Origin of the sequence: Mesorhizobium sp. M0663, assembly GCF_040320585.1 — a bacterium.
GTDB lineage: Bacteria > Pseudomonadota > Alphaproteobacteria > Rhizobiales > Rhizobiaceae > Mesorhizobium.
This window is the reverse complement of record NZ_JAMYPX010000014.1, coordinates 82,426-104,236: the sequence shown is the minus strand read 5'-3', so window position 1 is coordinate 104,236 and position 21,811 is coordinate 82,426. Positions and strand designations below refer to the sequence as shown.

Genomic DNA, 21,811 nt, shown 5'->3' with positions numbered 1-21,811 from the left:
TTCCCGTTTCGGCGCGGAAACCGGGATCAGGCAACCATATCCTTCATCCGGCAATACGCGCCCAAGAGGGATAGGACCAAGGCTTTCCGGTGTACATCGGCACATGTGCAGGCCATGCCGCCGAGCGGATTGGTGACCGTGCGGCCCATCACAATGTCGGCCAAGGCGCTGCCGATCAAGGTCGACAACTGCGCCGTGTGCCGCCCATACCGCAGATGACGCGACTGCATGAAGTGTACTCCTGCTTGGCTCGCAGCGAGCTTTTCGCGCAATAATTGCCTGTCCTGGAGGCTGCTAAACGCAGGAAATTCCGTCCAGGCACAAACTCCGGCAGCCTGCCTCTGCGGGCGGCAGGTTAGGATGCTTCAAATTACCGGAGTCCCATCCATGCCCGCGCCGCTCATGCACATCGACTGCAGCCCTTCCCTCCCTCGCGAGGCGGACGTCGTCGTTATCGGCGGCGGCGTGGTGGGCGTGTTCAGCGCATACTATCTGGCGCGCCGTGGCCTCAAGGTCGCCCTGGTCGAGAAGGGGCGCATCGCGGCCGAGCAGTCCAGCCGCAACTGGGGCTGGTGCCGCCAGCAGAACCGCGATGCGCGCGAGCTGCCGATGGCGACCAAGAGTCTCGACCTCTGGGACAAGGTGGCACAGGAGACCGGCCAAGACACCGGCTTTCGCCGCTGCGGGCTCCTCTATCTCTCACAAGACGAAAATGAGCTGGCAGGCTGGGCGAAGTGGCGCGATTTTGCGAGAACGGTCGGGATCACCACGCACATGCTGAGCGCGGAAGAAGCCACCGAACGGGGCAAAGCGACGGGCCGCAAATGGAAAGGTGGCGTGTTCTCGCCAACTGACGGAACGGCGGACCCTTCCAAGGCAGTGCCGGTTGCGGCGCGCGGCATCATGGCGGCGGGCGGCACCGTACATCAGCATTGCGCGGCGCGCGGGCTGGAATTGAGCGCCGGCCGGGTGAGCGCTGTGGTGACCGAAGCGGGCACCATCCATACAAAGACTGTTGTCATGGCCGGGGGCGCGTGGGCTTCTTCCTTCTGCAACCAGCTTGGTGTGCGTTTCCCGCAAGCTGCCGTGCGTTCGTCCATTCTGGCCGTGGCACCCGGCGCAAACAGCCTGCCGGATGCCCTGCATACCACGCGCGTCTCTCTGACGCGGCGCAGCAACGGTGGATACGCGCTGGCGATCAGCGGGCGGGCGCGTGTCGATCCAACGCTGCAGCAGTTCAGGTTCAGCCGCGAGTTTGTACCTATGTTCGCCCGCCGCTGGCGCAATCTCGCCCCGGGCGCCTTCGAGGGCTGGCGTCAAGGCCATGAAAGCCTGCGCAAATGGGCCCTCGACGACATCACGCCAATGGAACGGAACCGCATTCTCGACCCGAAGCCCGACATGGGACAGATTCGGCTGACATATCGAAGAGCCTGCGAATTGATCCCCGAACTCCAACGCGTCGCGATCTCCGATGTATGGGCGGGTTATATCGACAGTACACCCGATGGCATTCCCGCAGTCGGCGAAGTGGAGGGGATTCCGGGCTTCATCCTGGCGGCGGGATTCAGCGGTCACGGCTTCGGGATCGGCCCCGGCGCGGGGCATATGATCGCCGACATCATTACAGGCAGCGAGCCTATCGTCGATCCGCGTCCTTATAGGCCCGAGCGCCTGAAGACTGCTGCGTGGGGCAAGGTCGCTGAATTCTGAGAAGACCGTCTTGCCAACATACAATCGATCGCACACGAGATTGAGGTCACGAGGCGGCCAGCACCAAAAAACAGGGAAGTGACGATGCGCGAATATGAGATTGCCGCCATTCCTGCCGACGGGATCGGCCCAGAGGTGATTGCCGCAGGTCTCCAGGCGCTTGAGGTGCTGCAGCAGCGCTGCGGCGACTTCAAGCTCCGCGTCCGGCACTTCGACTGGGGCTCAGACTATTACAAGGCCCATGGTCGGATGATGCCCGAAGATGGGGTGGCGCAACTGAAGCGCTTCGACGCCATCTTCTTTGGCGCGGTCGGCGCTCCCGACCTGCCCGACGATATCACGCTCTGGGGCCTCCGGCTGCCGATTTGCCAAGGCTTTGATCAATACGCGAACGTGCGGCCGACAAGAATATTGCCCGGGATTGTTTCGCCGCTGGCGGGCGTTGGCCCTGGCGATCTGGATTGGGTGATCGTGCGGGAGAATTCCGAGGGTGAGTATTCGGGCCACGGCGGCCGCGCCCATCGCGGACTCCCCGAGGAGGTCGGAACCGAGGTCGCGATCTTCACGCGCGTCGGCGTCACCCGCATCATGCGCTATGCATTCCGGCTGGCGCAGTCACGGCCACGAAAGCTCCTGACAGTTGTTACGAAATCCAACGCGCAGCGTCACGGCATGGTAATGTGGGACGAAATCGCAGCCGAGGTGGCGCGGGAATTCCCGGACGTCGCGTGGGACAAGATGCTAGTCGATGCTATGACAGTGCGTATGACGTTGAAACCTCGGAGCCTCGATACGATCGTCGCCACCAATCTTCACGCCGACATATTGTCGGACCTTGCAGGCGCGCTCGCGGGCAGTCTCGGCGTTGCACCGACCGCCAACATTGATCCCGAGCGGCGCTATCCCTCGATGTTCGAGCCAATTCACGGCTCGGCATTCGACATCGCCGGCAAAGGTATTGCCAACCCGGTCGCCACCTTCTGGACCGCTGCCCAGATGCTCGAACATCTGGGCGAGAGCGCAGCGGCCGTGCGGTTGATGAGCGCTGTGGAAGCGGTGACGAGTGAAGGCGTGCTGACGCCGGACGTAGGAGGGACAGCGACCACGCAGGAGGTGACGGACGCCGTCTGTCGGGCGATCCGCGGTTCGAACGTCTGACAGGTTTCCAATGAAGCTCGACAGGATCGACATCAAGATCTTATCCCAACTGCAAAAGAACGGGCGGGTCACGAATGTCGAGCTTGCCGACCTGGTCAACCTTTCGCCGAGCCCTTGCCTGATGCGGGTGAAGAAGCTTCAGGCGGAAGGCTTCATCACCGGCTATTCCGCCCAGATCGATGTGTCCAAGCTCGGACAGACTCTAACGATCTTCACCGAAGTCACGCTCAAGCACCATCAACAGAACGACTTCGCGAGATTTCTCACCGCAATTCAGAAAGTCGATTCTGTCATCGAATGCCATCTGGTTTCAGGCGGCTACGACTATCTTGTGAAGTTTGTCACAGCGGGCATCAGCGAGTACCAGACGATCATGGAGCGCATGATCGAATTGGATATCGGAATCGACAAATATTTCAGCTTCGTCGTGCTGAAGTCACCGATCGTGAAATCCCATTTGCCTCTCGACATCATTTTCGACAAATGAGAAAGCTGCTCCGCAGTCTTGGACCTGGAGAGCCGCGCGCCAGCGTTCCCTCTTGCTGTTTTCGCTGCGCTTGTGCAACGGCAAGCGATTCCACATACCGGCAAATGCTTGGCACTTGGCAGACGGCGGCATCACCTGAGGATTTGTTTCGGGGCCGCTAAAGCGCGTCGCGTTCGACCGGCCTCATGCGACGCGCTTTAGGTTCTTGTTTTGATGCATGTCGTTATCGCAAAACCGCTGCACACTTTTGCGCGACATGCATTAGGCGTCTACCGCATTTGACCGAGGTCGCTTCGGCGATGGCAATGATCATCCCTGCATCGCTGACCGCACGTCCTTGTCTTCGAGCGTTTGATCCAGCGTCATTCGGGTACGTTCGAGGATTCCATCAATATCGTCCTCGGTGCAGCAGAGCGGCGGCGCAAAGCCGAGGATGCCGCTGTTGAAGGCGCGGATGACAAGGCCGTTCGCCCACGCGCGCTCGAAGATGCGGCGCCCCGGATCGGCCGCCACCGGCAGCGGCGTCTTGCGTGCCTTGTCGGTGACCAACTCGATTGCTGCCAGCATGCCGCGACCGCGAATGTCGCCCACCAGCGGGTGGTCGGCGAGCGAGCGAAGGCCTTGCATCAGGCGCTTGCCCGCCTTCCGCCCATTCTCGAGCAAGCCATCTTCATAAAGACGCAGGCATTCGAGCCCGACCGCCGCGCTAACGGGATGGGCCGAATAAGTATAGCCATGGCCGACAGCCGCTTTGCCGGCTCCGTCCGCGATCGTATTGTACACCTGGGCCGACATAAAAACGGCGCCCATCGGCACGTAGCCCGAGGTCAGTCCCTTCGCCGTGGTCATGAAATCCGGCACGACCTCGTCTTCCTCACACGCGAAGAGCGGGCCGGTACGGCCAAAGGCAGTGATGACTTCGTCGGCAACGAACAGAATGTCGTGTTCCTTGCACACGGCGTGCAGAGCCTTCAGCCAACCTGTCGGTGGAACGAGGACACCGCCCGAACCCTGGATGGGTTCGGCGTAGAAGGCCGCAACGCGGCCCGCGCCGAGTTCCGCGATTTTGGCCCGCAGCGCCGCGACCGATGCAGCGATGATCGCCTGCGGGTCGGAACCGACCGGATTGCGATAGGCGTAGTGCGAAGGAATTTTGTGCTGCCAGTCGTAAGGCACGCCGAAACCCGCGTGGAAAGCCGGGATCGCGGTCAGACCTGACCCTGCCGTCGAGGATCCATGGTAGCCATACTCGACCGAGATGAACTGGTCCTTTTGCGGCGTAGCCTTGGCATGGTAGTAATAGCGAATGAAGCGGATCGTACTGTCGACTGCGTCGGAGCCGCCAAGCGTGAAATAGACATGGTTCAAATCGCCGGGCGCCAGTTCGGCAAGCCTGGCAGCAAGGCGAATGGCAGGCTCGGACCCCAGTCCGAAATATCCCGTCGCATAGGGAAGCTCTCTTAGCTGCTTTGCTGCTGCTTCAACGACGCTTTCCTGGCCGTATCCGATGTTTACACACCATAGACCGGCGAATCCGTCCAGCAAGGTTTTCCCGCTTGCATCGGTCACGGTTGCGCCTTTGGCGGATTTGAGCACCCGCACGCCCGTCTCCTCGTGGCTCCGATAGCATGAAAACGGGTGAACCAGATGTGCGCGATCGAGTTCGATCAGTGAGTTTGCCAGCATTTCTTCCTCCGATTCAGCGCAGTGCCTGACTGACGAGAGCATAAGTCCGGTGTGGTGTGGTTTCGTCCTTCAGCTCGTTTTCCAGCATGATCTGCTGCGCGGTCATGGTTCATTCCGGGCCTGAATTCTCTAAGTCCAAGATAGGCTGCCGCGGGCAGCAGTTCCTCCCGACCAGAACCTGAGCGATAGGCGTTTTGACTTTCCTTTGCCGCTGGCACCGCATCTTATGCCACGCACGGCTGAGAGATCGCGCGCCCGCCGAAGCTCGAAACGAACTCAGGCGCAACTCTCTGCCAAAGCTCTCACGCAATACAAAACAATCTGCTTCAGGGCGCATCGAATGCGGCGACTAGTCTTCTCCGGTCCTCATTATGATCCTTGCTGTTAAAGGCACGCAGTGCCGACAGGATTGGAAGGATCGACGCTCATGACCCAGTTCAGACCGAAATACATCACCTTCGACTGCTACGGTACACTGACCAACTTCGACATGGCCGGCGCGGCGAGACGCGTATATGGTGCGCAGCTCTCCCCAGCTGGGATGGCGCAGTTCATCAAGGATTTCTCGGCCTATCGCCTCGATGAGGTCCTTGGCGCCTGGAAGCCGTACAGCGAGATCGTGCACAATTCCGTGGAACGGACCTGCAAGCGCAACGGCGTCGCATTCCGGCCCGAGGATGCCCAGCGCATCTATGCGGAAGTGCCGACATGGGGTCCGCACCCGGATGTCCCGGTGGGCCTGGCCAAGGTCGCCAAGGAGATTCCGCTGGTGATCCTGTCGAACTCCATGAAGAGCCTGATCATGTCGAACGTGGAGAAACTCGGCGCACCCTTTCACATGGTCATCACGGCCGAAGAGACGGGCGCCTACAAGCCGCAGATGAAGGGCTTCGAATATATGTTCGACAAACTAGGCTGCGGCCCGGAGGACATTACGCACGTGTCGTCCTCATTTCGCTACGATCTCATGACCGCCTATGATCTCGGTATCAAGAGCAAGGTCTGGGTGAACCGCGGCCACGAGCCTGCGAACCCCTTCTACGAATATACCGAAATCAAGGATATCGGCGGTCTGGCCGGCGCCGTCGGACTGGAGCCCGTTCGGGAATTCGCCTGAACGTTTGTTTGCTGGCGCAGTCGCACCAGACTGAGGCGCTCCCAAAAACGTTAATGCTCACTGGTCGCAATAGAGAAAGGGGCGGTTTTCACCGCCCCTTTCTTTGTTGTTCCAACGCTTTAGGGGCTGCAAGTGTTTCCACCTGCTTGCAAGATAACTAGTTAAGCCCGCCAACATGAAGCGCCTTGACCTCGAGATATTCCTCGATGCCGAGCTGCGATCCTTCGCGCCCCACTCCGGACTGCTTGACACCGCCGAAAGGCGCAACCTCGGTCGAGATCATGCCTGTGTTGAGCCCGACCATACCGAACTCCAGCGCCTCGGCAACACGCCATGAGCGCTTGAGGTTGTCGGTGTAGAAGTAGGCGGCAAGGCCGAACGGCGTACCGTTCGCAATGGCGATGGCCTCTTCCTCCGTCTCGAAGCGAAAAAGCGGCGCCACCGGACCGAACGTCTCTTCCGATGCCAGGAGCATCCCCGTAGTAGCTTCTCCCAGCACGACGGGCCGTGCATATTGCTTACCCTCCGGCATCGTCTCGCTTTGGGCGATAATCTGCGCACCTTTCGCCCGTGCATCCGCGATGTGACGCTCGATCTTGTCGATCGCGGCCGCGTTGATCATCGGGCCGATCTCAGTGCCCTCGTCGGTCCCTGCGCCAACCTTCATCCGCGTGACGCGCCGGCTCAGCTTTTCGGCGAAAGCGTCGTAAACGCCTTCCTGCACAAGAATCCGGTTCGCGCAGACGCAGGTTTGACCGCCATTGCGGAACTTGGATGCGATCACCCCTTCAACTGCCTTATCCAGATCGGCGTCGTCAAAGACGATAAAGGGTGCGTTGCCGCCAAGCTCCAGGCTCAGCCGCTTGATACTATCGGCCGCACCACGCATGAGCAGCGCACCGACGCGGGTCGAACCGGTGAACGAGATCTTGCGCACCGTCTCGTTGGCCATCAGTTCGTTGCCGATTTCGACGGGCATGCCGGTCACAATATTGATCACGCCGGCAGGGATACCTGCCCGTTCCGCCAGAACCCCGAGCGCCAGCGCCGAGAATGGCGTAAATTCCGACGGCTTGATGACAACCGTACAACCTGCGGCCAGCGCCGGTGCTACTTTGCGTGCGATCATCGCGTTGGGGAAATTCCACGGCGTGATGATGGCGCAGACGCCGACGGGTTCTTTCAGCACCAGAATGCGGCGATCGGCCGTGGGTGACGGAATGGTCGAGCCACCGATCCGGCGCGCCTCCTCCGCAAACCATTTCACAAAAGATGCGCCGTAGCGGATTTCCGCCACCGCCTCGGCAAGCGGCTTGCCCTGTTCCAGCGTCAGCAGGAGCGCGAGATCCTGTTCGTGCTGACGAATGAGGTCGTGCCAGCGCTCCAGAAGTCCTGCACGCTCGGCATGGGTCTTCTTCTTCCAGCTTTTGAAGGCCTCGGCCGCGGCATCGATTGCCGCTCTCGTCTCGTTCTCGCCCATTGCGGGAACGGTGCCGAGAACACTTTGGCTGGCAGGGTCAATGACATCGACCACGCCCTTCGTTTCGCCATCCCGCCAGACACCGCCAATCAGCGCCTGCTGGCGGAAAAGGTCGGAGTCGTTGAACATGCCAATCTTCGTCATCGCATTCATGGTCTTTCCTCTGCCCTTTCAGCTCAATCGTGCCAGCACGGCCTGCGTGATTGTTTCAGTCCTGTCCTTGCCTGCGATCGTGCCAATCCCCCGCCCGGTTGCGGACTCGATTGCCGACATCACTTCTGCCGCAGCCTGCCCCTCGCCCAGATGCTCGAGCATCATCGCACCGGACCAGATCGCGGCGATCGGATTGGCGACACCGAGATGCGCGATGTCGGGCGCCGAACCATGGACCGGCTCGAACATGGAAGGCGCGCTGCGATCGGGATTGATATTGGCGGAGGCGGCGTAACCCAGCCCGCCCTGAATGGCCGCTCCAATATCCGTGAGGATGTCGCCGAAAAGGTTCGATGCGACGATTACGTCGAGGCTTTCAGGCGCCAGGACCATGCGGGCGGCAATGGCGTCGATGTGGTAGTGCGAGACCTCCACATCGGCATAGTCTTTCGCCACCTCGCGCGTGACCTCATCCCAGAAAACCATAGAGTGTTTCTGCGCGTTGGATTTGGTGACAGATGCGAGCTTCCTGCGACGCGCCCGCGCCTGTTCGAAACCGAAACGGATGATCCGTTCGACACCCGTACGCGTGAAGATCGCGGTCTCTACCGCGACCTCATCGGCCGTGCCGGAATGAACGCGCCCACCGGCGCCGGAATATTCGCCTTCCGTATTCTCGCGGATGCACAGGATATCGAAGCCATCGGAGCGGAGCGGCCCCTGAACGCCCGGCAACAGCCGGTGCGGTCGTATGTTGGCGTACTGCGTGAACCCTTTCCGGATCGGCAGGAGCAGTCCGTGAAGCGATACTGAGTCGGGCACTTCCGCGGACCAGCCCACAGCGCCGAGATAGATAGCATCGAATTTTCGAAGTGTCTCGATGCCGTCTGACGGCATCATTGCACCGGTCTCCAGGTAGTGGGCGCACGACCACGGGAATCTTGTGTCATCAAGGGCGAAACCGCCCTGCTTAGCCGCCGCCTGCAGCACCTGCCATGCCGCCTGCGTGACGTCCTTGCCGATGCCGTCGCCGGGGATGAGCGCTATCTTGTAGGTCTTCATTGATGGAGGTCCTCATTCGCACTAACGTCATCGGAAGAATAGTCGACCGCCTGCCGCATTTTCCGTCGAGGATGAGCCGCCCGGCGGCGTCGAATCGCGTCAGGCGGAACTTGAAAAGCCGATTGTTCTGGAACCGCCGCGCGCTATTCGGCCGGACCTTAAGCACTGAACTCAGTCATAGACGCAGACGTAGATCTTGCGCACGGTCTCGATAGTGCGCCAGACGCCGACGAAACCAGGCTTCATCACGAAACTGTCGCCGGCGCGGTAGGTCTTGGTCTCACCGCCCTTCTCCTCGATTTCGACGAGACCCGAAACGATGAGGCAGAACTCGTAGATCGTGCCCTTGATCGAATGCGTCTCGCCGGGCGTCGCCTCCCAGACACCGGTGAGCACCTTTTCTCCCTTCGAGGCATCCTGCGCCCAGGTCTTGAAGGATGGATTGCCGGAAATGAGCCGCTCCGGAGCCGGTAGTGCCTCCTTCGGCGCGAAGTCTGGAACTGTGTCGATCGTGATCAGAAGTGACATGTGATGTTTCCTGGTTAGTAGCCGAGTGTCCGATCGACGAGGCCGATCAGTTCTTCTCCGGCGCGGTGGCGCCGGATGTTGTCAACGACGGATTGTGCCGCCGTATGCGGTTGCGTCACCGAGGCGATGTGCGGCGTTATCATCACCTTCGGATGCGACCACAGCGGATGGTCTTCCGGGAGCGGTTCTGGATCGGTGACATCAAGCATCGCCGCAGATACGTGACCGGTGTCGAGCGCGTTGATCAGCGCGGCCTGGTCCAGTTGCGGACCCCTGCCGACATGCAGCAGCTGCGCCCCGACGGGCAGTAAGTCGAAGAACCCTGCATCGAGCATGCCGTGCGTTTGTTCCGTGAGCGGAAGCAGGCAGACGAGAATATCCGTTTGCTTCAGAAAGCCCGCGAGTTGGTCCGTGCCGTGAAAACAGGCGACGTCCTCGATCCGCTTTTCGCTGCGGCTCCACCCGGCAAGCGGATACCGGAAGGGCTTCAAGCGCTCGATAGCCGCCTGCGCCAGCATCCCAAGGCCGAGAAAGCCAACCCGGCGTTCGGCCGCCTGTCGAGCGGCAATCGGTTGCCAGAGGCATCTTTTCTGCTGCTCGAGATAGGCGGGCATCTCCCGATGGAGCGCCAACACGCCGAGCGCGACGTATTCCTGCATCATGCGTATGATGCCGTCCTCGACCATGCGCACAAGCTTCACATGGCTTGGCACCACGTCCTGCTTGAACTGGTCGACGCCCGCTCCGATGGAAAACAGCACTTCCAGATTGCGGTAGCGCGAGATCTCGTCCGGCACCGTCCAGGTGATGAGATAGCGCACCTTCTCCGGCTCCATCTCGTCCCCGGAATGGACGAATTCCAGATCCGGGAGCTGGCGCGCAAAGATCTCGCGGAAGACCGCAGCACGCGCCGCATCGGAATTGAAAAGAAACGCCATGTGACCGCCCTTCCTTCAGGCCGCAAGACGCGCGCCGAGCCCCTCGATCATCTTCCGGCAAGCGGCGAGTTCACCAATCTCGATATATTCGTCGGGACGATGGGCACGGCCGATGTCGCCGGGTCCGCAAACGACCGCATCGATGCCGGCCTGCTGATAAAGTCCGGCCTCCGTGCCGTAACTCACAGCTGTCAGCGGCTCCTGCCCCGTCAGCTCCGTCAGAACGGCCGCTAGCTCGCTCCCGTTGGCGGGCGCAAGGGCGGGATAGGTGCTCAACTCGTGCCACGCCACATCGAAGCCGCTGTCTCGCAGGGCGAAAAGCCGGGCCTTGACCGGCTCAAGCAGGGAGGCTGGAGAAACGCCGGGCACGGCGCGCGCCTCGATATCGGCTGTGCAGTGGCCAGGGATGATGTTGACCGCCTGTCCACCGGCGATGACGCCCACCTGCAAGGAAGAATACGGGGGCTCGAAATTGTCATCGAGCGGCCCGTCGGCGAGGGATCGGCCATAGGCCACGGCGTGCGCGATGACGCCGGCCATGGCGTGGACGGCGTTGAGTCCGAGATCGGGGCGTGAGGAATGGCCGGATCGCCCGATCACCTCGAGCCGCGCGGCGGCCTTCCCCTTGTGCGCGCGCACAGGCTGCATCCGGCTCGGCTCGCCGACAATCGCGCCAAGCGGCCTCTCGCATAAGCTCGGCAACGCGGCTAGGAGATGCGGCACACCACGGCACCCCGCCTCTTCGTCATATGAGAATGCGAGATGAACTGGCTGCCGCAGGTTCATCGCCGCAAGTCCTGGGAGCGCCGCCAATGCGCAGGCGAGGAAGCCCTTCATGTCGGAGGTGCCGCGGCCGTAAAGCCTGCCGCCCTCGCGGCGCAGAACGAACGGGTCCGAGCTCCATTCCGGCTCGCCGGCCGGGACGACATCCATATGCCCGGAGATGATGTAGCCCCGACCCTGGCGCGGGCCGATCGTGAGGAAAAGGTTGGACCGGTCGCCCTCGGGACCGGGGAGAACCGTCACCTCGGCTCCGGCTGCCTGACAATAGTCGCGGATCCAATCGACGATCGCGCCGTTTGGCGTGCCCACAACAGAGGGAAATGCAACCAGGGTCGCGAGGATTTCTTCCACGTTCATGGCGGTCCGCTCTGCTTGCACACTATCACCGGGTACAACCAGCCTATCCGCAGGCAGCAGTGTTCCCTGCCGAATTGCGTCGTGCTTTGGCCGAAGATTGCGAAAAAGCACCTCGAACCAGCGAAACCTGCTGGCTTTCCCGTATAATGCTGCGGCAAAAGAGGTATGTCGCGACATGGCGATCGATGACAGGATCAACACCGCGTGCCTTGCGCATTCGTTGAAGAAGCGGATCGATTGAGATGCAGAGATCAGTACGCCTGAAATCCTTCGAACTGGTCGCGCGGGACATTGATGATGTCGACGTCAAGCTACTGCACGCGCTGTCGATCTCAGTCCGCTGGCCTCACCGGCCGAAGGATTGGGACTTTCTGCGCCGTGCCGGCCGCGGCATTGTTGCCGTTGATGGTATTGGACGCGTTTTCGGGAGCGCGATGTGGTTTCCCCACGGGGACGACTTTGCCACCATTGGCCTGGTGATCACAACGCCACGCACACAAGCGCAAGGAGGCGGCCGATGGCTCATGGACCTAGTCCTTGAGCAGTGCGGCGATCGCAATTTGGCGCTCAACGCGACCCATGCTGCCTACCCCCTCTACGTTTCACTCGGCTTCACGACCGAGGCGATCGTATACCAGCGCCAGGGGGAGGTCCCACAAACACTCCCGGCTATGCCGGCCTTGAACGGTGAATTGCAGGCGCTGTCGAGCGACAGGCTTAAGGACATCACGCCGCTGGATACGCGCGCGTTAGGGATAAACCGCGAGAGGCTGCTCGCGTTGCTCGCAGCGGATGCCTCAATCTGCACTTTGAGCCGCGGCGGCGAAATCGTCGGCTATTCCATGTGTCGCGAGTTCGGGCGTGGTCACGTGATCGGCCCCATGGTCGCGCGAAACGATCTCGACGCAGTCCATCTTACAGCCGTGCATCTGAAGGAACTGGCAGGACGATTCGCCCGCGTCGACACCCGCGAGAAGGATGGCGTGTTTGCCGCGTTTCTCCAGCAGTGCGGCCTCGGCATTGCCGAGACCGTTACGACCATGTCCAAAGGGCGCCGCTTCCTGAACCGGCAAGACAATGGGCCTTGGGTCTATGGATTGGCCGGCCACGCCTTGAGCTGAATGCAAGCATACTGTCGCCTTCAACCAGCGGTCAGAGAATCAGGTCGATCAGTGCGCGCGTCGATCCACCGGCATAATGCGGTTGCCGTCACGCGGCCGGAACGGCTGCCGCTTCGAATCTGCTCCTAATCCAGGATTCAGTTTCCGCTGCCGACATAATGGCCGTCCGACGCCCATCCGCCACGCCATCCACGATGACATGGCCGATGCCGCGCGAGCACGGCTCGATGCGGGCGTTGAGGTGATAAATGTCCCGCAGCAGATCGGATGTGATGACGTCCGGCGATGACCCGCATGCGATCAGCCGGCCGTCCGCGATGACCATTGTCTGATCGCTGAAGCGCAGGGCGTGATTGAGGTCGTGCAGGGCGATCAGCACGACCATGCCTCGCGCCTGAGCAAGTCCCCGCACGAGGCCGAGCACTTCCACCTGCCGCGACAGATCGAGTGCTGATGTCGGTTCGTCCATCAGCAGGATCTCCGGCTCGCGCACCAGCGTCTGTGCCAGGCTGGCCAGTTGCCGCTGGCCGCCGGAAAGCTCGCTAATGTTGCGGAAAGCGATGTCGGCGATGCCGAGCGCCGCCAGCGTCTCATCGATGCGAGCCAGATCATCGTCGCCCACAGACCAGCCCATACCCTGCTTACGGGCGAGCAACACTGACTCATAGACGGTGAGCACCGCGTTGGCGGACGTTTCCTGTGGCATGTAGCAGATGCCACTCTTCCCGCGAATGGCCCCCTCGACATGCATTGCTCCCGGTCCGTCCAGGAGGCCGGCGATGCGCCTGAAGAGCGTCGACTTCCCGGCGGCATTCGGACCGATCACGGCCACGATGTCTCCGCCCTCGAACGCAGGCGTCGTAACATTGCGAAGCCGGAGGCTCGTGCCGTAGCGCGCGCCGAGCGCCTCGAGCCGGATCGTCACCATGAGCGCCTCGTGCTGGACAGGATGAGCGAGATGAAGAACGGGATGCCGATCAGCGAGGTGACGATGCCGATCGGAAAGACCGTCCCAGGGATAAGCGACTTGCTGACGACCGAGCTAGCCGACAGGATGAGCGCGCCCGCAAGGGCCGAAGCGGGCAGGAAGAAGCGTTGGTCCTCGCCGATGACCATGCGCGCAATGTGCGGGCCTACGAGACCGATAAAACCTATGGTGCCGACGAAGGCGACGGGAATGGCGGCGAGGAGGCTCACCAGGATGAGCGTTTCGAGCCGCAGGCGACCGACTTTGACGCCGAAGCTGGCCGCCTTGTCCTCACCGAGCCTCAACGCCGTCAGCGCCCAGGCGCGCCGCGCGAAAATGGGTAAGACTGCCAGAAGAATGAATGTGGTGACTGCAAGCTTGGGCCAGGTGGCCTTGGTGAGGCTGCCCATTGTCCAGAAGACGACCGCCGCCAGCGCTTCCGCCGGCGCGAAAAACTGGACGAGCGCGAGCAGCGCGTTGAAGGTGAAAACCAGCGCGATGCCGAGCAGCACGATGGTCTCCGCGCTGACGCCGCGCTTTACGCTCAGCACGTGAATAAGGAAGGCCGCCAGCATCGCCATCACGAAGGCGTTGATCGGCACTACATACTCGACTGCGGCGGGAAGAAGCCTCACCCCGAAGGCAAGTGCAAGCGCGGCGCCGAAGCTCGCGGCGGCGGATATGCCGAGGGTGAAGGGGCTCGCCAGCGGGTTGTTGAGGATAGTCTGCATCTGCGCGCCGGCCACGGCGAGCGCCGCCCCGACGACAATGGCCATCAGGGCTACGGGCATGCGGATCTCCCAGAGCACCACGCGCACCTGGTGCGGCACGGTGTCGGGGAACACAAGTGCCCGCACGACCTCGCCAAGTCCGTAGCGGGCGGGACCGACCGCAAGGTCGACGCACAGGCTGAAGAGCAGGGCAGCGCCGAGGCCGGCAAGGATCAACTGCCGCCGCCAGACGAGAGCGCGGTAACGCCCTCGTCCATCGGTGCTGTCGAGCGCGGTGTTGACGGCCGTCGATTCAATCGACATCGGTCAGCGAGACCCAGTGGCCGGGCCGGTATGCGACGGGCAGGAATTTCTCGTGCAACTCCCTGAAGGTCGCCTCGGGATCGAGATCGGCGAAAAGATCCGGATGCAGCCACTTCGCCATCTGCTGGATGGCCACGAACTGATAGGGGCTGTTGTAGAACTGATGCCAGATGGCATGCACCGCGCCGTCCTCGACGGCCTTCACGCCGGTCAGCGCCGGCCGCTCGGTCAGCGCCTTCAGCTTGCGCAGCGCCTCTGCCTGATCACGGCCGGGCCCGACGCCGACCCAGGCACCGCCCGGCACATAGGCTTCCCACCATCCGCCGGTGACGATGATCTGATCCGGGTCGGATGCGATGATCTGTTCGGGATTGAGCGTGCCGAACGTGCCGGGGATGATGTCCTTGGCGATGTTGTCGCCGCCTGCCATCTCGACGAATTTGCCGAAATTGTCGTCGCCGAAGCTCATGCAGCAGTCATCGGAATAGCCGCCGGCGCGTTCGATGAAGACCTTGGGCCTTTCCGGCTTGGCCTTCTCGATGACATCGGTAACGCGCGCGATCTCGGCGGCGCGCCAGGTGATGAATTCCTCGGCGCGCTCCTTCTTGCCGAACAGCTTGCCAAAGAGGCGCATGCTGGGTTCGGTGTTGGTGAAGGGGCGCTCGCGGAAATCGACATAGACCAACGGAATGCCGGCAGCGGCGAGCTTCTCGATATACTTGCCGTCTTCCGTAGCCTGCTTCGACTCGATATTCATCAGGATGACGTCGGGCTTGAGCGACACCGCCTGCTCGACGTCGAAAGTACCGTCCTTGAAGCCGCCAAAAGTCGGGATCTCCGCCATCCTGGGGAATTTTTCCAGATAGGCGGCGTAATTGTCCGGATCCGCTTGGCTGAAATCCTCGCGCCAGCCAGCGATGCGCTTGAACGGATCCTCGGTGTCGAGTGCCGCGACGAGATAGACCTGCCGGCCCTCACCCAGGATTACCTTCTCGACCGGGACGTTCACCTCGACCTGGCGGCCCGTGATGTCAGTCACTGCAACCATTTCGGCCCTGGCGGCCAGCGTCATCGACAGGGCGACGATAACGGCCGACATCGTCCGTGCTGGGATCTTTCCAAAATTCATCGCGCCCTCTTTTGAAGTGGATTAGCCAGAGGTGCCTTATAAAAGATGACTTCAATTCTCAAGAAATATCTTTTAGAGCCATTCCAGACTGGTACGACGACAAGGGGTCAGGAATGGCAGGCGAGCCCAATTATTCGCTGCGGGACGAGATACGCGACTATTGGTCGACGCGCGCCGGAACATTCGATCTTTCGGTAGGGCATGAAATCTTCTCACCGCGGGAACGCTTGGCCTGGCACAGGCTGATACTCAAGCACTTGGGGCGCGGGGATGGGCGTCGCGCGCTCGACCTCGCTTGCGGCACTGGGGTCGTATCTCATCTCATGCACGACCTGGGTTATGCCGTGACCGGGCTCGATTGGTCAGAGACTATGCTTGCCCGCGCGCGTGCAAAGGCGATGCAGAGGGAAAGCGGCATCCGGTTTCTGATCGGCGACGCCGAGCGCACCCTTGAAAACGGAGAAAGCTATGACGTCCTCGTCACTCGTCATCTCGTCTGGACGTTGGTGGATCCGCGAGCGGCATTCGCCGAATGGTTCTCGCTGCTCAAGCCTGGCGGACGGCTGCTGATCATTGATGGTGATTTCGCCAGTAAGACCTGGGTAACCTCTCTGCGACAAGTCCTGGAAAGGGCCGTTGGCCGGACAGTCGGGCCGGTCCACGGACTGGATCAGGTGATGGCGGACCGCCATCGCAGCATCCTGTCGCGGCTGCACTTTTCGCACGGCGCCAAAGCGGACGAGGTCTGCGCGCTTCTCGTGGAGGCTGGCTTTGAGATGCCTGTGGTCGACACCCGGCTCGGCGCGATTCATCGCGCGCAGGCACGGCACATGAACTTCCTCAGGGCGCTGGAACGCTCGACGCAGCATCGCTACGCGATCTGCGCGACCAAGTCGGCCTCGTAGTTGGGAAATTTCTAACGATTTCCACAACCCATCTATCGACGATTATCGGCTCTCACCGCGCCATTCTTCATCTGACATCCGAACCGCAGATATGCGACGTCGGAGGTGCGCAGGAGGCTTCTTTGCCAAGCCGATACTCTACGTCGCGTTTATAGGGCCGTAAGTTGTCAGTCCGCTACGTCAAGTTCGAGCCAGAGATTAAGAAGAACGAAGCCATCGCCGCATAGGCGTCTGCCTGCGTGGGTATGGACGGATTCACTCATGCGCAATATGAATTATGAATGGAGATGAGGCCTGCCGTGGCGCTCACATTTTCGCCGTGTCGCTGAGGCAGGTGATGCTCGTTCAATGACGCTGCGCAGGGCGGGTTCGCCTTCTGGTCTAACGCCGCCCGCAGAAGTGTCGATATCAGGGGATCTGGTCAATGACCGACAACAAGCCAGACGTTACCAAGGATTGGCAAGCGACGCAGGGCCAGAAGTCCTCCGCCACGCGTCTTCGCCTTTTCGCCGCACTCTCGTGGGTCGTCGCCATTGGCGGCGAGATCTACGGAATTATGCTGCTTCGCCAGAACAAGTTCGACCAGGAACACCTGCCGCTGGTCATCGGCCTTCTGGTCGGCATCGCGATTTTCGCAATCGCCGGCAACTTGCTATGGAAGGCGGCCAACAGGCACGATCCGGCTCGTGCATCCGACGCGGCCAGGTTCTTCTTCCAAAACCAGCTCGGCGCAATCATCACACTGATTGCCTTCCTCCCGCTGGTTTTCCTGATCCTCACCGACAAAAACATGGATCCGCGGACCAAGAAGGTTGCCGGCGGCGTCGGCGCTGCGCTGGCCGTGCTCGCGACGGTCATGGGGATCAGTTTCAAACCCCCGTCGGTCGAACAGTACACCCAGGATATGAACGCATGCGCAGCCCAGATCAAGTCGGGGCAGCCCACCACCGCCTGTTCGCCCGATGTCGCCGCTCAGGCGCAGGCGATCGCGACGGACACCGCCGCCGTGACGGCGGCGACGCGGGACGCGAGCCACCCCGCCGGTCAGGATGTCGTCTACTGGATCGCGCCCGAAAACGGAGCCGCGAAGTCCACCGAGCCGCATGTTTTCCACCTCTGTGCAGGCGTGAGCCCGCTGAAGGCCAAGACTGTGAATAGTGGCTCCGTGACGGAGGCCTACGCACAGAACGCCGTCCGCATCACGAAGCAGATCGATATGGAACAGAAGCAGTGCGGGTTCACCGCCACAACCAGCACCAACTGAACCCGCCTGCACTCGATCGCGTCTATCGGCGCCACAGCGCCACTGCTCGCGTCAAATGTGGACCGGATGGACGACATCATCGCCCTGAACGTTGTTGCACTGATGCGGTTCACCTATGCCATTGCCCCAGCACTCGTGAGCAGGGGTGGCGGGGCGATTATCAACCTCGCTTCCGTTCTGGCCATAACCCGGAGATCCTGAACGGAGTCTACGGCGCCTCAAAGGCTTTCGTCCTTGCCCTTGGGCTCTCGCTTCACAAGGAACTCGGCGAGAGAAACGTCCGGGTTCAAGCCGTGCTTCCGGGGGCCACGGCTGCCGATTCTGGGAAACAGCCGGAATGTCGCGTGACCATCTTCCCGGCGAAGTCGTCATGAAGGCAGAGGCAATGGTCGACGCTGCATTCGCAAGTTTCGGCCAAGGTGAATCGATCACCATCTCCTCGCTCCCCGATGCGGCCGATTGGGACCCATACGAGGGCGCCCGGAGAATAATGATGCCTAACCTTTCCCTCAAACTTCCCGCCGCCCGCTACGGATAGCAGCCGATCTCTATCTTCTCCGGGCAGCGCAGTGCTTCACATGTTCGTTTGCGGACGGGTGGTCGCTTTCGCTTGCCGCGAAATGGACGGTGTGTATACCCGTGGAAGGTCACGAAGGCCCCTACAATCAGCTTTAGAGGAGACTACGTCGATGACGAACGTGCGCGCCCTTGTCCTCGAACGCCAGCACGAACTCAAGCTGCGTGACATCGATCTGCCACAGACCGTCGGCCCGGGCGAAGTTCGCATCAAGATCCATACGGTGGGCATCTGCGGCTCCGACGTGCACTACTACACGCATGGCCGCATCGGCCCTTTCGTGGTCGAAGCGCCGATGGTCTTGGGCCATGAAGCCGCCGGCACCGTCGTCGAAACGGGGGAAGGCGTCGAGCATCTGAAGGTCGGCGACCGCGTCTGCATGGAGCCGGGTATCCCCGATCCCAATTCGCGGGCGAGCCGGCTCGGCCTCTACAACATCGATCCAGCGGTCAGGTTCTGGGCAACGCCGCCGATCCACGGCGTGCTGACGCCCTATGTCGTCCACCCCGCCAACTACACTTTCAAACTGCCCGACAATGTCAGCTTCGCCGAAGGCGCCGTGGTGGAGCCCTTCGCTGTCGGCATGCAGGCGGCTGCCAAAGCAAAGATCGCGCCGGGCGACACGGCGGTGGTGATTGGCGCAGGGCCGATCGGCACGATGGTGGCGATCGCGGCGCTCGCCGGCGGCTGCGCCCGCGCCGTTGTTGCAGATCTCGCCCAACCCAAGCTCGACATCGCCGGCGGCTATCAAGGCGTGATCCCGATCAACGTCCGCGACAAGAACCTGGCGGCGGAGGTAAAGCGCCTGACCGATGGCTGGGGCGCCGACGTTGTGTTTGAATGCTCGGGCTCGTCCAAGGCATGGGAGACCCTGCTCGATCTGCCGCGGCCCGGCGGCACGGTGGTGGTGGTCGGCCTGCCGGTGGCGCCGATCGCATTCGATGTCGCCACCGCCTCGACCAAGGAAGTTCGCATCGAGACTGTGTTCCGATATGCCCACCAATATGAGCGGGCAATCGCGCTAATGGGGTCGGGCCGGGTCGACCTAAAGCCACTCATTTCGGCGACCTTCCCCTTCGAAGATTCCATCACCGCCTTCGACCGCGCAGTCGAAGCCCGGCCGGCGGACGTAAAGCTTCAGATCCGATTGCGGGATTAAGGCGAGTTCCAAAGCCCCCGGGCTGTCCTCCCGATCTCCTCAATGCGTTGCGTAGCTTCTTGGGCAGCCAAGGCTGGCTGACGGCGGCCCTGAGCGCTTTTGATGCTGGTACACGGCATTTGCCGGCGGCGCTCCCTCCAAAAACAACCCCGTACCCGGCGATCACGGCATCCTCTGGGACTACGACCAAAACCCCTGAGCCTGACGGAACCGACACTTGACAAATCGGCGGCCGTCCGACACGTTCTTAACAAAAGGCACAACAAACTTACAAAAGTTCAAGTTGGCACAATCTGGCCGATAGGGAGAAGGCCGATGCGTCTCTGTGACCGAGCGGAGATTTGCGCGTGAGCACGGTGACCGTGACCCGCGAAACGCCCAGATGGGCCCTGCCCCGGTTCATGACGGCCGAGCATCCTTTCCCCTGGCTCGCGCCGATCACGGTGATGCTTCTCGTTTTCGGCATTTATCCCCTCGCCTATTCGGTTTGGCTGTCGTTTCACAAACGCAATGTCGTCTCCCGGCAGCTCGACTTCGCCGGGCTCCACCAATGGACGCGCGCCTTCTCGGATGCGCGTATGTGGCATTCGCTGGAAACCACGCTGATCTACACCTTCGTCGCGCTTGCGGTTCAGCTTGCGCTCGGCATCCTCATCGCGCTTCTGCTTGACACCGATCGCAAAGGTTACGGCGTGCTCCGGGCGCTGATGACACTGCCGCTGGTGGTGCCGCCTGCGGTGACCGGAATGATGTTCCTGCTGATGCAGGACGGTTCTTTCGGTGTCCTGTCGTTCTACCTCTATGCCCTCGACCTGATCTCGCCGGCACAGCCGATCCTGACGCAGCCCGGAACCGCATTGGCGGCGATCCTGCTGGCAGACATATGGCAGTGGACGCCGTTCATGGTGCTCATCATCCTGGCAGGGCTCAGGGCGCTGCCGAAGGAACCTTTCGAGGCCGCGGCGATCGACGGTGCCAACGGCATCCAGACGTTCTTGCGCCTCACATTGCCGATGCTGCGCAAGGTGATAGCGGTCGCGGTGCTGATCCGCGGCGTCGATCTCTTTCGCATCTACGACTACGTCTACATCATCACCGCCGGCGGGCCTGGCACGGCCACCGAGACGCTTTCATTCTACGCTGGCCGTATCTACTTCACCGGAGACTTTCCCTATGCCGCGACCCTGTCGCTGATCGTGCTCGTCGTCTTGATCGTCGTGTCGAACCTCTTCGTCAGGCTGTTCAAGGTGAGGTTCTGATGGAGTCGTCGCGCGCCCAAACGATCGCCCGTGACGTGCTTGCCGTCCTGGTGGTGGCGATCTTCATGTTCCCGATCGCGTGGTGGGCCCTGTCGTCCATCAAACCCTATTCGGCGATCTTCGATCGCAGCGGACCGGTCTACACCGGTTTCACGCCGACGCCGGACAATTACCGTGTGACGCTGCTTGGCGTTTCGCGCGTCGACATCGGCATGGAACAGGGCGGCGAGGCGGCCGGGGTCATCAAGGGGGGCGCCAGTTCCTACGATTCCCGCCAGTCGTTGCTCGACAGCGCCATCATAGCCGTCGGATCGACGGCGCTGACGCTGCTGCTCGCCACGCTGGCCGCCTATTGCCTGTCGCGAATGCAGTTCAGCGGCCAGCAGTCCTTCCTGTTCTGGATTCTCTCGCAACGCTTCATGCCGCCAATCGCGATCGTCATTCCGATCGTTTTCATGTTCCGCGATCTCGGCTTGCGCGATACTTATACGGGGCTCATCCTCGTTCACAGTTTGATTAACCTGCCGCTGGCGGTTTTGCTTTTGAAGTCGTTCTTCGACGATGTTCCGCGCGAGGTCGATGAGGCGGCGCTGATCGACGGCGCGACGCGCTGGCAGACGTTTCGACGCGTCGTCCTTCCCATGGTCAAGGGCGGCATCGCTGCGACGGCTGTGCTGTGTTTCATCTTTTCGTGGACCGAGTTTCTGCTCTCACTGTTCCTGACAACGTCGATCCGCACTGTGCCGGTGAAGATCTCGACCTTTGTCACCTCGACCGCGACCGAGTGGGGCTACATCACGGCGCTCGGCACGTCCGCGATCATACCCAGCTTCATCTTTATCCTGCTGGTTCAACGGCATCTGGTCCGCGGCCTCACCCTCGGATCGCTGAAGGAGTGAGGCGCAGACGAGAAGAACGACGACAAAAACGCAAT

20 protein-coding genes and 1 pseudogene are annotated in these 21,811 nt (G+C 61.5%); 11 read left to right on the top strand and 10 right to left on the bottom strand.

The window, feature by feature from the left end:
• Positions 1 to 26 precede the first annotated feature (26 nt).
• Positions 27 to 230 (bottom strand): hypothetical protein, encoded by a 204-nt coding sequence (locus tag NKI54_RS22515; RefSeq protein ID WP_352692447.1) that lies wholly within the window; start codon positions 228 to 230, stop codon positions 27 to 29.
• Between the two features lie 157 nt (positions 231 to 387).
• On the opposite strand from NKI54_RS22515, the gene NKI54_RS22510 reads away from it, so the two are divergent.
• The 3 genes from NKI54_RS22510 (at position 388) to NKI54_RS22500 (ending at position 3,358) form a co-directional block, all read left to right on the top strand.
• A complete protein-coding gene (locus NKI54_RS22510; protein ID WP_352692446.1) occupies positions 388 to 1,713 on the top strand; it encodes an NAD(P)/FAD-dependent oxidoreductase in 1,326 nt (441 codons plus the stop codon).
• Between the two features lie 84 nt (positions 1,714 to 1,797).
• Positions 1,798 to 2,871 carry a tartrate dehydrogenase gene (locus tag NKI54_RS22505; RefSeq protein ID WP_352692445.1) on the top strand — a complete coding sequence of 358 codons (1,074 nt, stop codon included), beginning with the start codon at positions 1,798 to 1,800 and terminating at the stop codon, positions 2,869 to 2,871.
• 10 nt (positions 2,872 to 2,881) lie between these two features.
• Positions 2,882 to 3,358 carry an Lrp/AsnC family transcriptional regulator gene (locus NKI54_RS22500; protein ID WP_023678802.1) on the top strand — a complete coding sequence of 159 codons (477 nt, stop codon included), beginning with the start codon at positions 2,882 to 2,884 and terminating at the stop codon, positions 3,356 to 3,358.
• 309 nt (positions 3,359 to 3,667) lie between these two features.
• Here the strand turns inward: NKI54_RS22500 and NKI54_RS22495 are convergent, their stop codons facing one another.
• Entirely contained in the window at positions 3,668 to 5,044 is a 1,377-nt protein-coding gene (locus NKI54_RS22495) for an aspartate aminotransferase family protein (RefSeq protein WP_352692444.1), read from the bottom strand.
• A 427-nt stretch (positions 5,045 to 5,471) separates the two neighbouring features.
• Here NKI54_RS22495 and NKI54_RS22490 point away from each other — a divergent pair, with 427 nt between their 5' ends.
• Entirely contained in the window at positions 5,472 to 6,161 is a 690-nt protein-coding gene (locus tag NKI54_RS22490; RefSeq protein ID WP_352692443.1) for a haloacid dehalogenase type II, read from the top strand.
• Between the two features lie 157 nt (positions 6,162 to 6,318).
• Here the strand turns inward: NKI54_RS22490 and NKI54_RS22485 are convergent, their stop codons facing one another.
• The 5 genes from NKI54_RS22485 to argE form a co-directional block, all read right to left on the bottom strand.
• Positions 6,319 to 7,794: an NAD-dependent succinate-semialdehyde dehydrogenase gene (locus tag NKI54_RS22485; protein ID WP_352692442.1), complete on the bottom strand. Its 1,476-nt coding sequence runs from the start codon at positions 7,792 to 7,794 to the stop codon at positions 6,319 to 6,321.
• Positions 7,795 to 7,812: 18 nt separating this feature from the next.
• The gene (locus NKI54_RS22480; protein ID WP_352692441.1) at positions 7,813 to 8,856 is read right to left on the bottom strand and encodes a tartrate dehydrogenase; all 1,044 of its coding nucleotides are present in this window, start codon (positions 8,854 to 8,856) and stop codon (positions 7,813 to 7,815) included.
• A gap of 171 nt (positions 8,857 to 9,027) precedes the next feature.
• Positions 9,028 to 9,384 (bottom strand): cupin domain-containing protein, encoded by a 357-nt coding sequence (locus tag NKI54_RS22475; protein ID WP_352692440.1) that lies wholly within the window; start codon positions 9,382 to 9,384, stop codon positions 9,028 to 9,030.
• Between the two features lie 14 nt (positions 9,385 to 9,398).
• The gene (locus tag NKI54_RS22470) at positions 9,399 to 10,322 is read right to left on the bottom strand and encodes a 2-hydroxyacid dehydrogenase (protein ID WP_352692439.1); all 924 of its coding nucleotides are present in this window, start codon (positions 10,320 to 10,322) and stop codon (positions 9,399 to 9,401) included.
• Between the two features lie 15 nt (positions 10,323 to 10,337).
• Positions 10,338 to 11,462, bottom strand: coding sequence for an acetylornithine deacetylase (gene argE / locus NKI54_RS22465; RefSeq protein ID WP_352692438.1), 1,125 nt, complete (start codon positions 11,460 to 11,462; stop codon positions 10,338 to 10,340).
• Between the two features lie 242 nt (positions 11,463 to 11,704).
• Between argE and NKI54_RS22460 the strand changes: the two genes are divergently transcribed.
• Positions 11,705 to 12,583, top strand: coding sequence for a GNAT family N-acetyltransferase (locus NKI54_RS22460; RefSeq protein ID WP_352692437.1), 879 nt, complete (start codon positions 11,705 to 11,707; stop codon positions 12,581 to 12,583).
• Positions 12,584 to 12,671: 88 nt separating this feature from the next.
• On the opposite strand, the gene NKI54_RS22455 is transcribed toward NKI54_RS22460, so the two are convergent.
• The 3 genes from NKI54_RS22455 to NKI54_RS22445 are packed head-to-tail and all read right to left on the bottom strand — an operon-like array spanning position 12,672 to position 15,683.
• Entirely contained in the window at positions 12,672 to 13,511 is an 840-nt protein-coding gene (locus NKI54_RS22455) for an ABC transporter ATP-binding protein (RefSeq protein WP_352692436.1), read from the bottom strand.
• On the bottom strand, positions 13,505 to 14,584 hold the full coding sequence (locus NKI54_RS22450) for a FecCD family ABC transporter permease (RefSeq protein WP_352692435.1): 1,080 nt from the start codon (positions 14,582 to 14,584) through the stop codon (positions 13,505 to 13,507). The genes NKI54_RS22455 and NKI54_RS22450 overlap by 7 nt, the downstream gene beginning before the upstream one ends.
• Entirely contained in the window at positions 14,574 to 15,683 is a 1,110-nt protein-coding gene (locus NKI54_RS22445) for an ABC transporter substrate-binding protein (protein ID WP_352692483.1), read from the bottom strand. The genes NKI54_RS22450 and NKI54_RS22445 overlap by 11 nt, the downstream gene beginning before the upstream one ends.
• Positions 15,684 to 15,826: 143 nt before the next feature.
• Here NKI54_RS22445 and NKI54_RS22440 point away from each other — a divergent pair, with 143 nt between their 5' ends.
• The 6 genes and pseudogenes from NKI54_RS22440 (at position 15,827) to NKI54_RS22415 (ending at position 21,776) form a co-directional block, all read left to right on the top strand.
• Complete coding sequence (locus NKI54_RS22440) at positions 15,827 to 16,618, top strand: class I SAM-dependent methyltransferase (RefSeq protein ID WP_352692434.1); 792 nt, start codon at positions 15,827 to 15,829, stop codon at positions 16,616 to 16,618.
• A gap of 424 nt (positions 16,619 to 17,042) precedes the next feature.
• The gene (locus tag NKI54_RS22435; RefSeq protein WP_352692433.1) at positions 17,043 to 17,882 is read left to right on the top strand and encodes a succinate dehydrogenase/fumarate reductase transmembrane subunit; all 840 of its coding nucleotides are present in this window, start codon (positions 17,043 to 17,045) and stop codon (positions 17,880 to 17,882) included.
• A pseudogene (locus NKI54_RS22430) lies at positions 17,883 to 18,420 on the top strand (SDR family NAD(P)-dependent oxidoreductase); the annotation flags it as partial.
• A gap of 151 nt (positions 18,421 to 18,571) precedes the next feature.
• The gene (locus NKI54_RS22425) at positions 18,572 to 19,618 is read left to right on the top strand and encodes an NAD(P)-dependent alcohol dehydrogenase (RefSeq protein WP_352692431.1); all 1,047 of its coding nucleotides are present in this window, start codon (positions 18,572 to 18,574) and stop codon (positions 19,616 to 19,618) included.
• Between the two features lie 347 nt (positions 19,619 to 19,965).
• The gene (locus NKI54_RS22420) at positions 19,966 to 20,877 is read left to right on the top strand and encodes a carbohydrate ABC transporter permease (RefSeq protein WP_023678780.1); all 912 of its coding nucleotides are present in this window, start codon (positions 19,966 to 19,968) and stop codon (positions 20,875 to 20,877) included.
• Positions 20,877 to 21,776 (top strand): carbohydrate ABC transporter permease, encoded by a 900-nt coding sequence (locus NKI54_RS22415; RefSeq protein ID WP_031212286.1) that lies wholly within the window; start codon positions 20,877 to 20,879, stop codon positions 21,774 to 21,776. The genes NKI54_RS22420 and NKI54_RS22415 overlap by 1 nt, the downstream gene beginning before the upstream one ends.
• The last annotated feature ends 35 nt before the right edge of the window (positions 21,777 to 21,811 follow it).

Bases quoted from the DNA above. Each gene is read 5' to 3' on its own strand.
- NKI54_RS22515 (WP_352692447.1), bottom strand. From the start codon at position 230: ATGCAGTCGCGTCATCTGCGGTATGGGCGGCACACGGCGCAGTTGTCG.
- NKI54_RS22415 (WP_031212286.1), top strand. From the start codon at position 20,877: ATGGAGTCGTCGCGCGCCCAAACGATCGCCCGTGACGTGCTTGCCGTC.
- NKI54_RS22440 (WP_352692434.1), top strand. From the start codon at position 15,827: ATGGCAGGCGAGCCCAATTATTCGCTGCGGGACGAGATACGCGACTAT.
- NKI54_RS22510 (WP_352692446.1), top strand. From the start codon at position 388: ATGCCCGCGCCGCTCATGCACATCGACTGCAGCCCTTCCCTCCCTCGC.
- NKI54_RS22500 (WP_023678802.1), top strand. From the start codon at position 2,882: ATGAAGCTCGACAGGATCGACATCAAGATCTTATCCCAACTGCAAAAG.
- NKI54_RS22480 (WP_352692441.1), bottom strand. From the start codon at position 8,856: ATGAAGACCTACAAGATAGCGCTCATCCCCGGCGACGGCATCGGCAAG.
- NKI54_RS22460 (WP_352692437.1), top strand. From the start codon at position 11,705: ATGCAGAGATCAGTACGCCTGAAATCCTTCGAACTGGTCGCGCGGGAC.
- NKI54_RS22445 (WP_352692483.1), bottom strand. From the start codon at position 15,683: ATGTCGGCCGTTATCGTCGCCCTGTCGATGACGCTGGCCGCCAGGGCC.
- NKI54_RS22490 (WP_352692443.1), top strand. From the start codon at position 5,472: ATGACCCAGTTCAGACCGAAATACATCACCTTCGACTGCTACGGTACA.
- argE (WP_352692438.1), bottom strand. From the start codon at position 11,462: ATGAACGTGGAAGAAATCCTCGCGACCCTGGTTGCATTTCCCTCTGTT.
- NKI54_RS22495 (WP_352692444.1), bottom strand. From the start codon at position 5,044: ATGCTGGCAAACTCACTGATCGAACTCGATCGCGCACATCTGGTTCAC.
- NKI54_RS22505 (WP_352692445.1), top strand. From the start codon at position 1,798: ATGCGCGAATATGAGATTGCCGCCATTCCTGCCGACGGGATCGGCCCA.
- NKI54_RS22485 (WP_352692442.1), bottom strand. From the start codon at position 7,794: ATGAATGCGATGACGAAGATTGGCATGTTCAACGACTCCGACCTTTTC.
- NKI54_RS22455 (WP_352692436.1), bottom strand. From the start codon at position 13,511: ATGGTGACGATCCGGCTCGAGGCGCTCGGCGCGCGCTACGGCACGAGC.
- NKI54_RS22475 (WP_352692440.1), bottom strand. From the start codon at position 9,384: ATGTCACTTCTGATCACGATCGACACAGTTCCAGACTTCGCGCCGAAG.
- NKI54_RS22425 (WP_352692431.1), top strand. From the start codon at position 18,572: ATGACGAACGTGCGCGCCCTTGTCCTCGAACGCCAGCACGAACTCAAG.
- NKI54_RS22470 (WP_352692439.1), bottom strand. From the start codon at position 10,322: ATGGCGTTTCTTTTCAATTCCGATGCGGCGCGTGCTGCGGTCTTCCGC.
- NKI54_RS22435 (WP_352692433.1), top strand. From the start codon at position 17,043: ATGACCGACAACAAGCCAGACGTTACCAAGGATTGGCAAGCGACGCAG.
- NKI54_RS22450 (WP_352692435.1), bottom strand. From the start codon at position 14,584: ATGTCGATTGAATCGACGGCCGTCAACACCGCGCTCGACAGCACCGAT.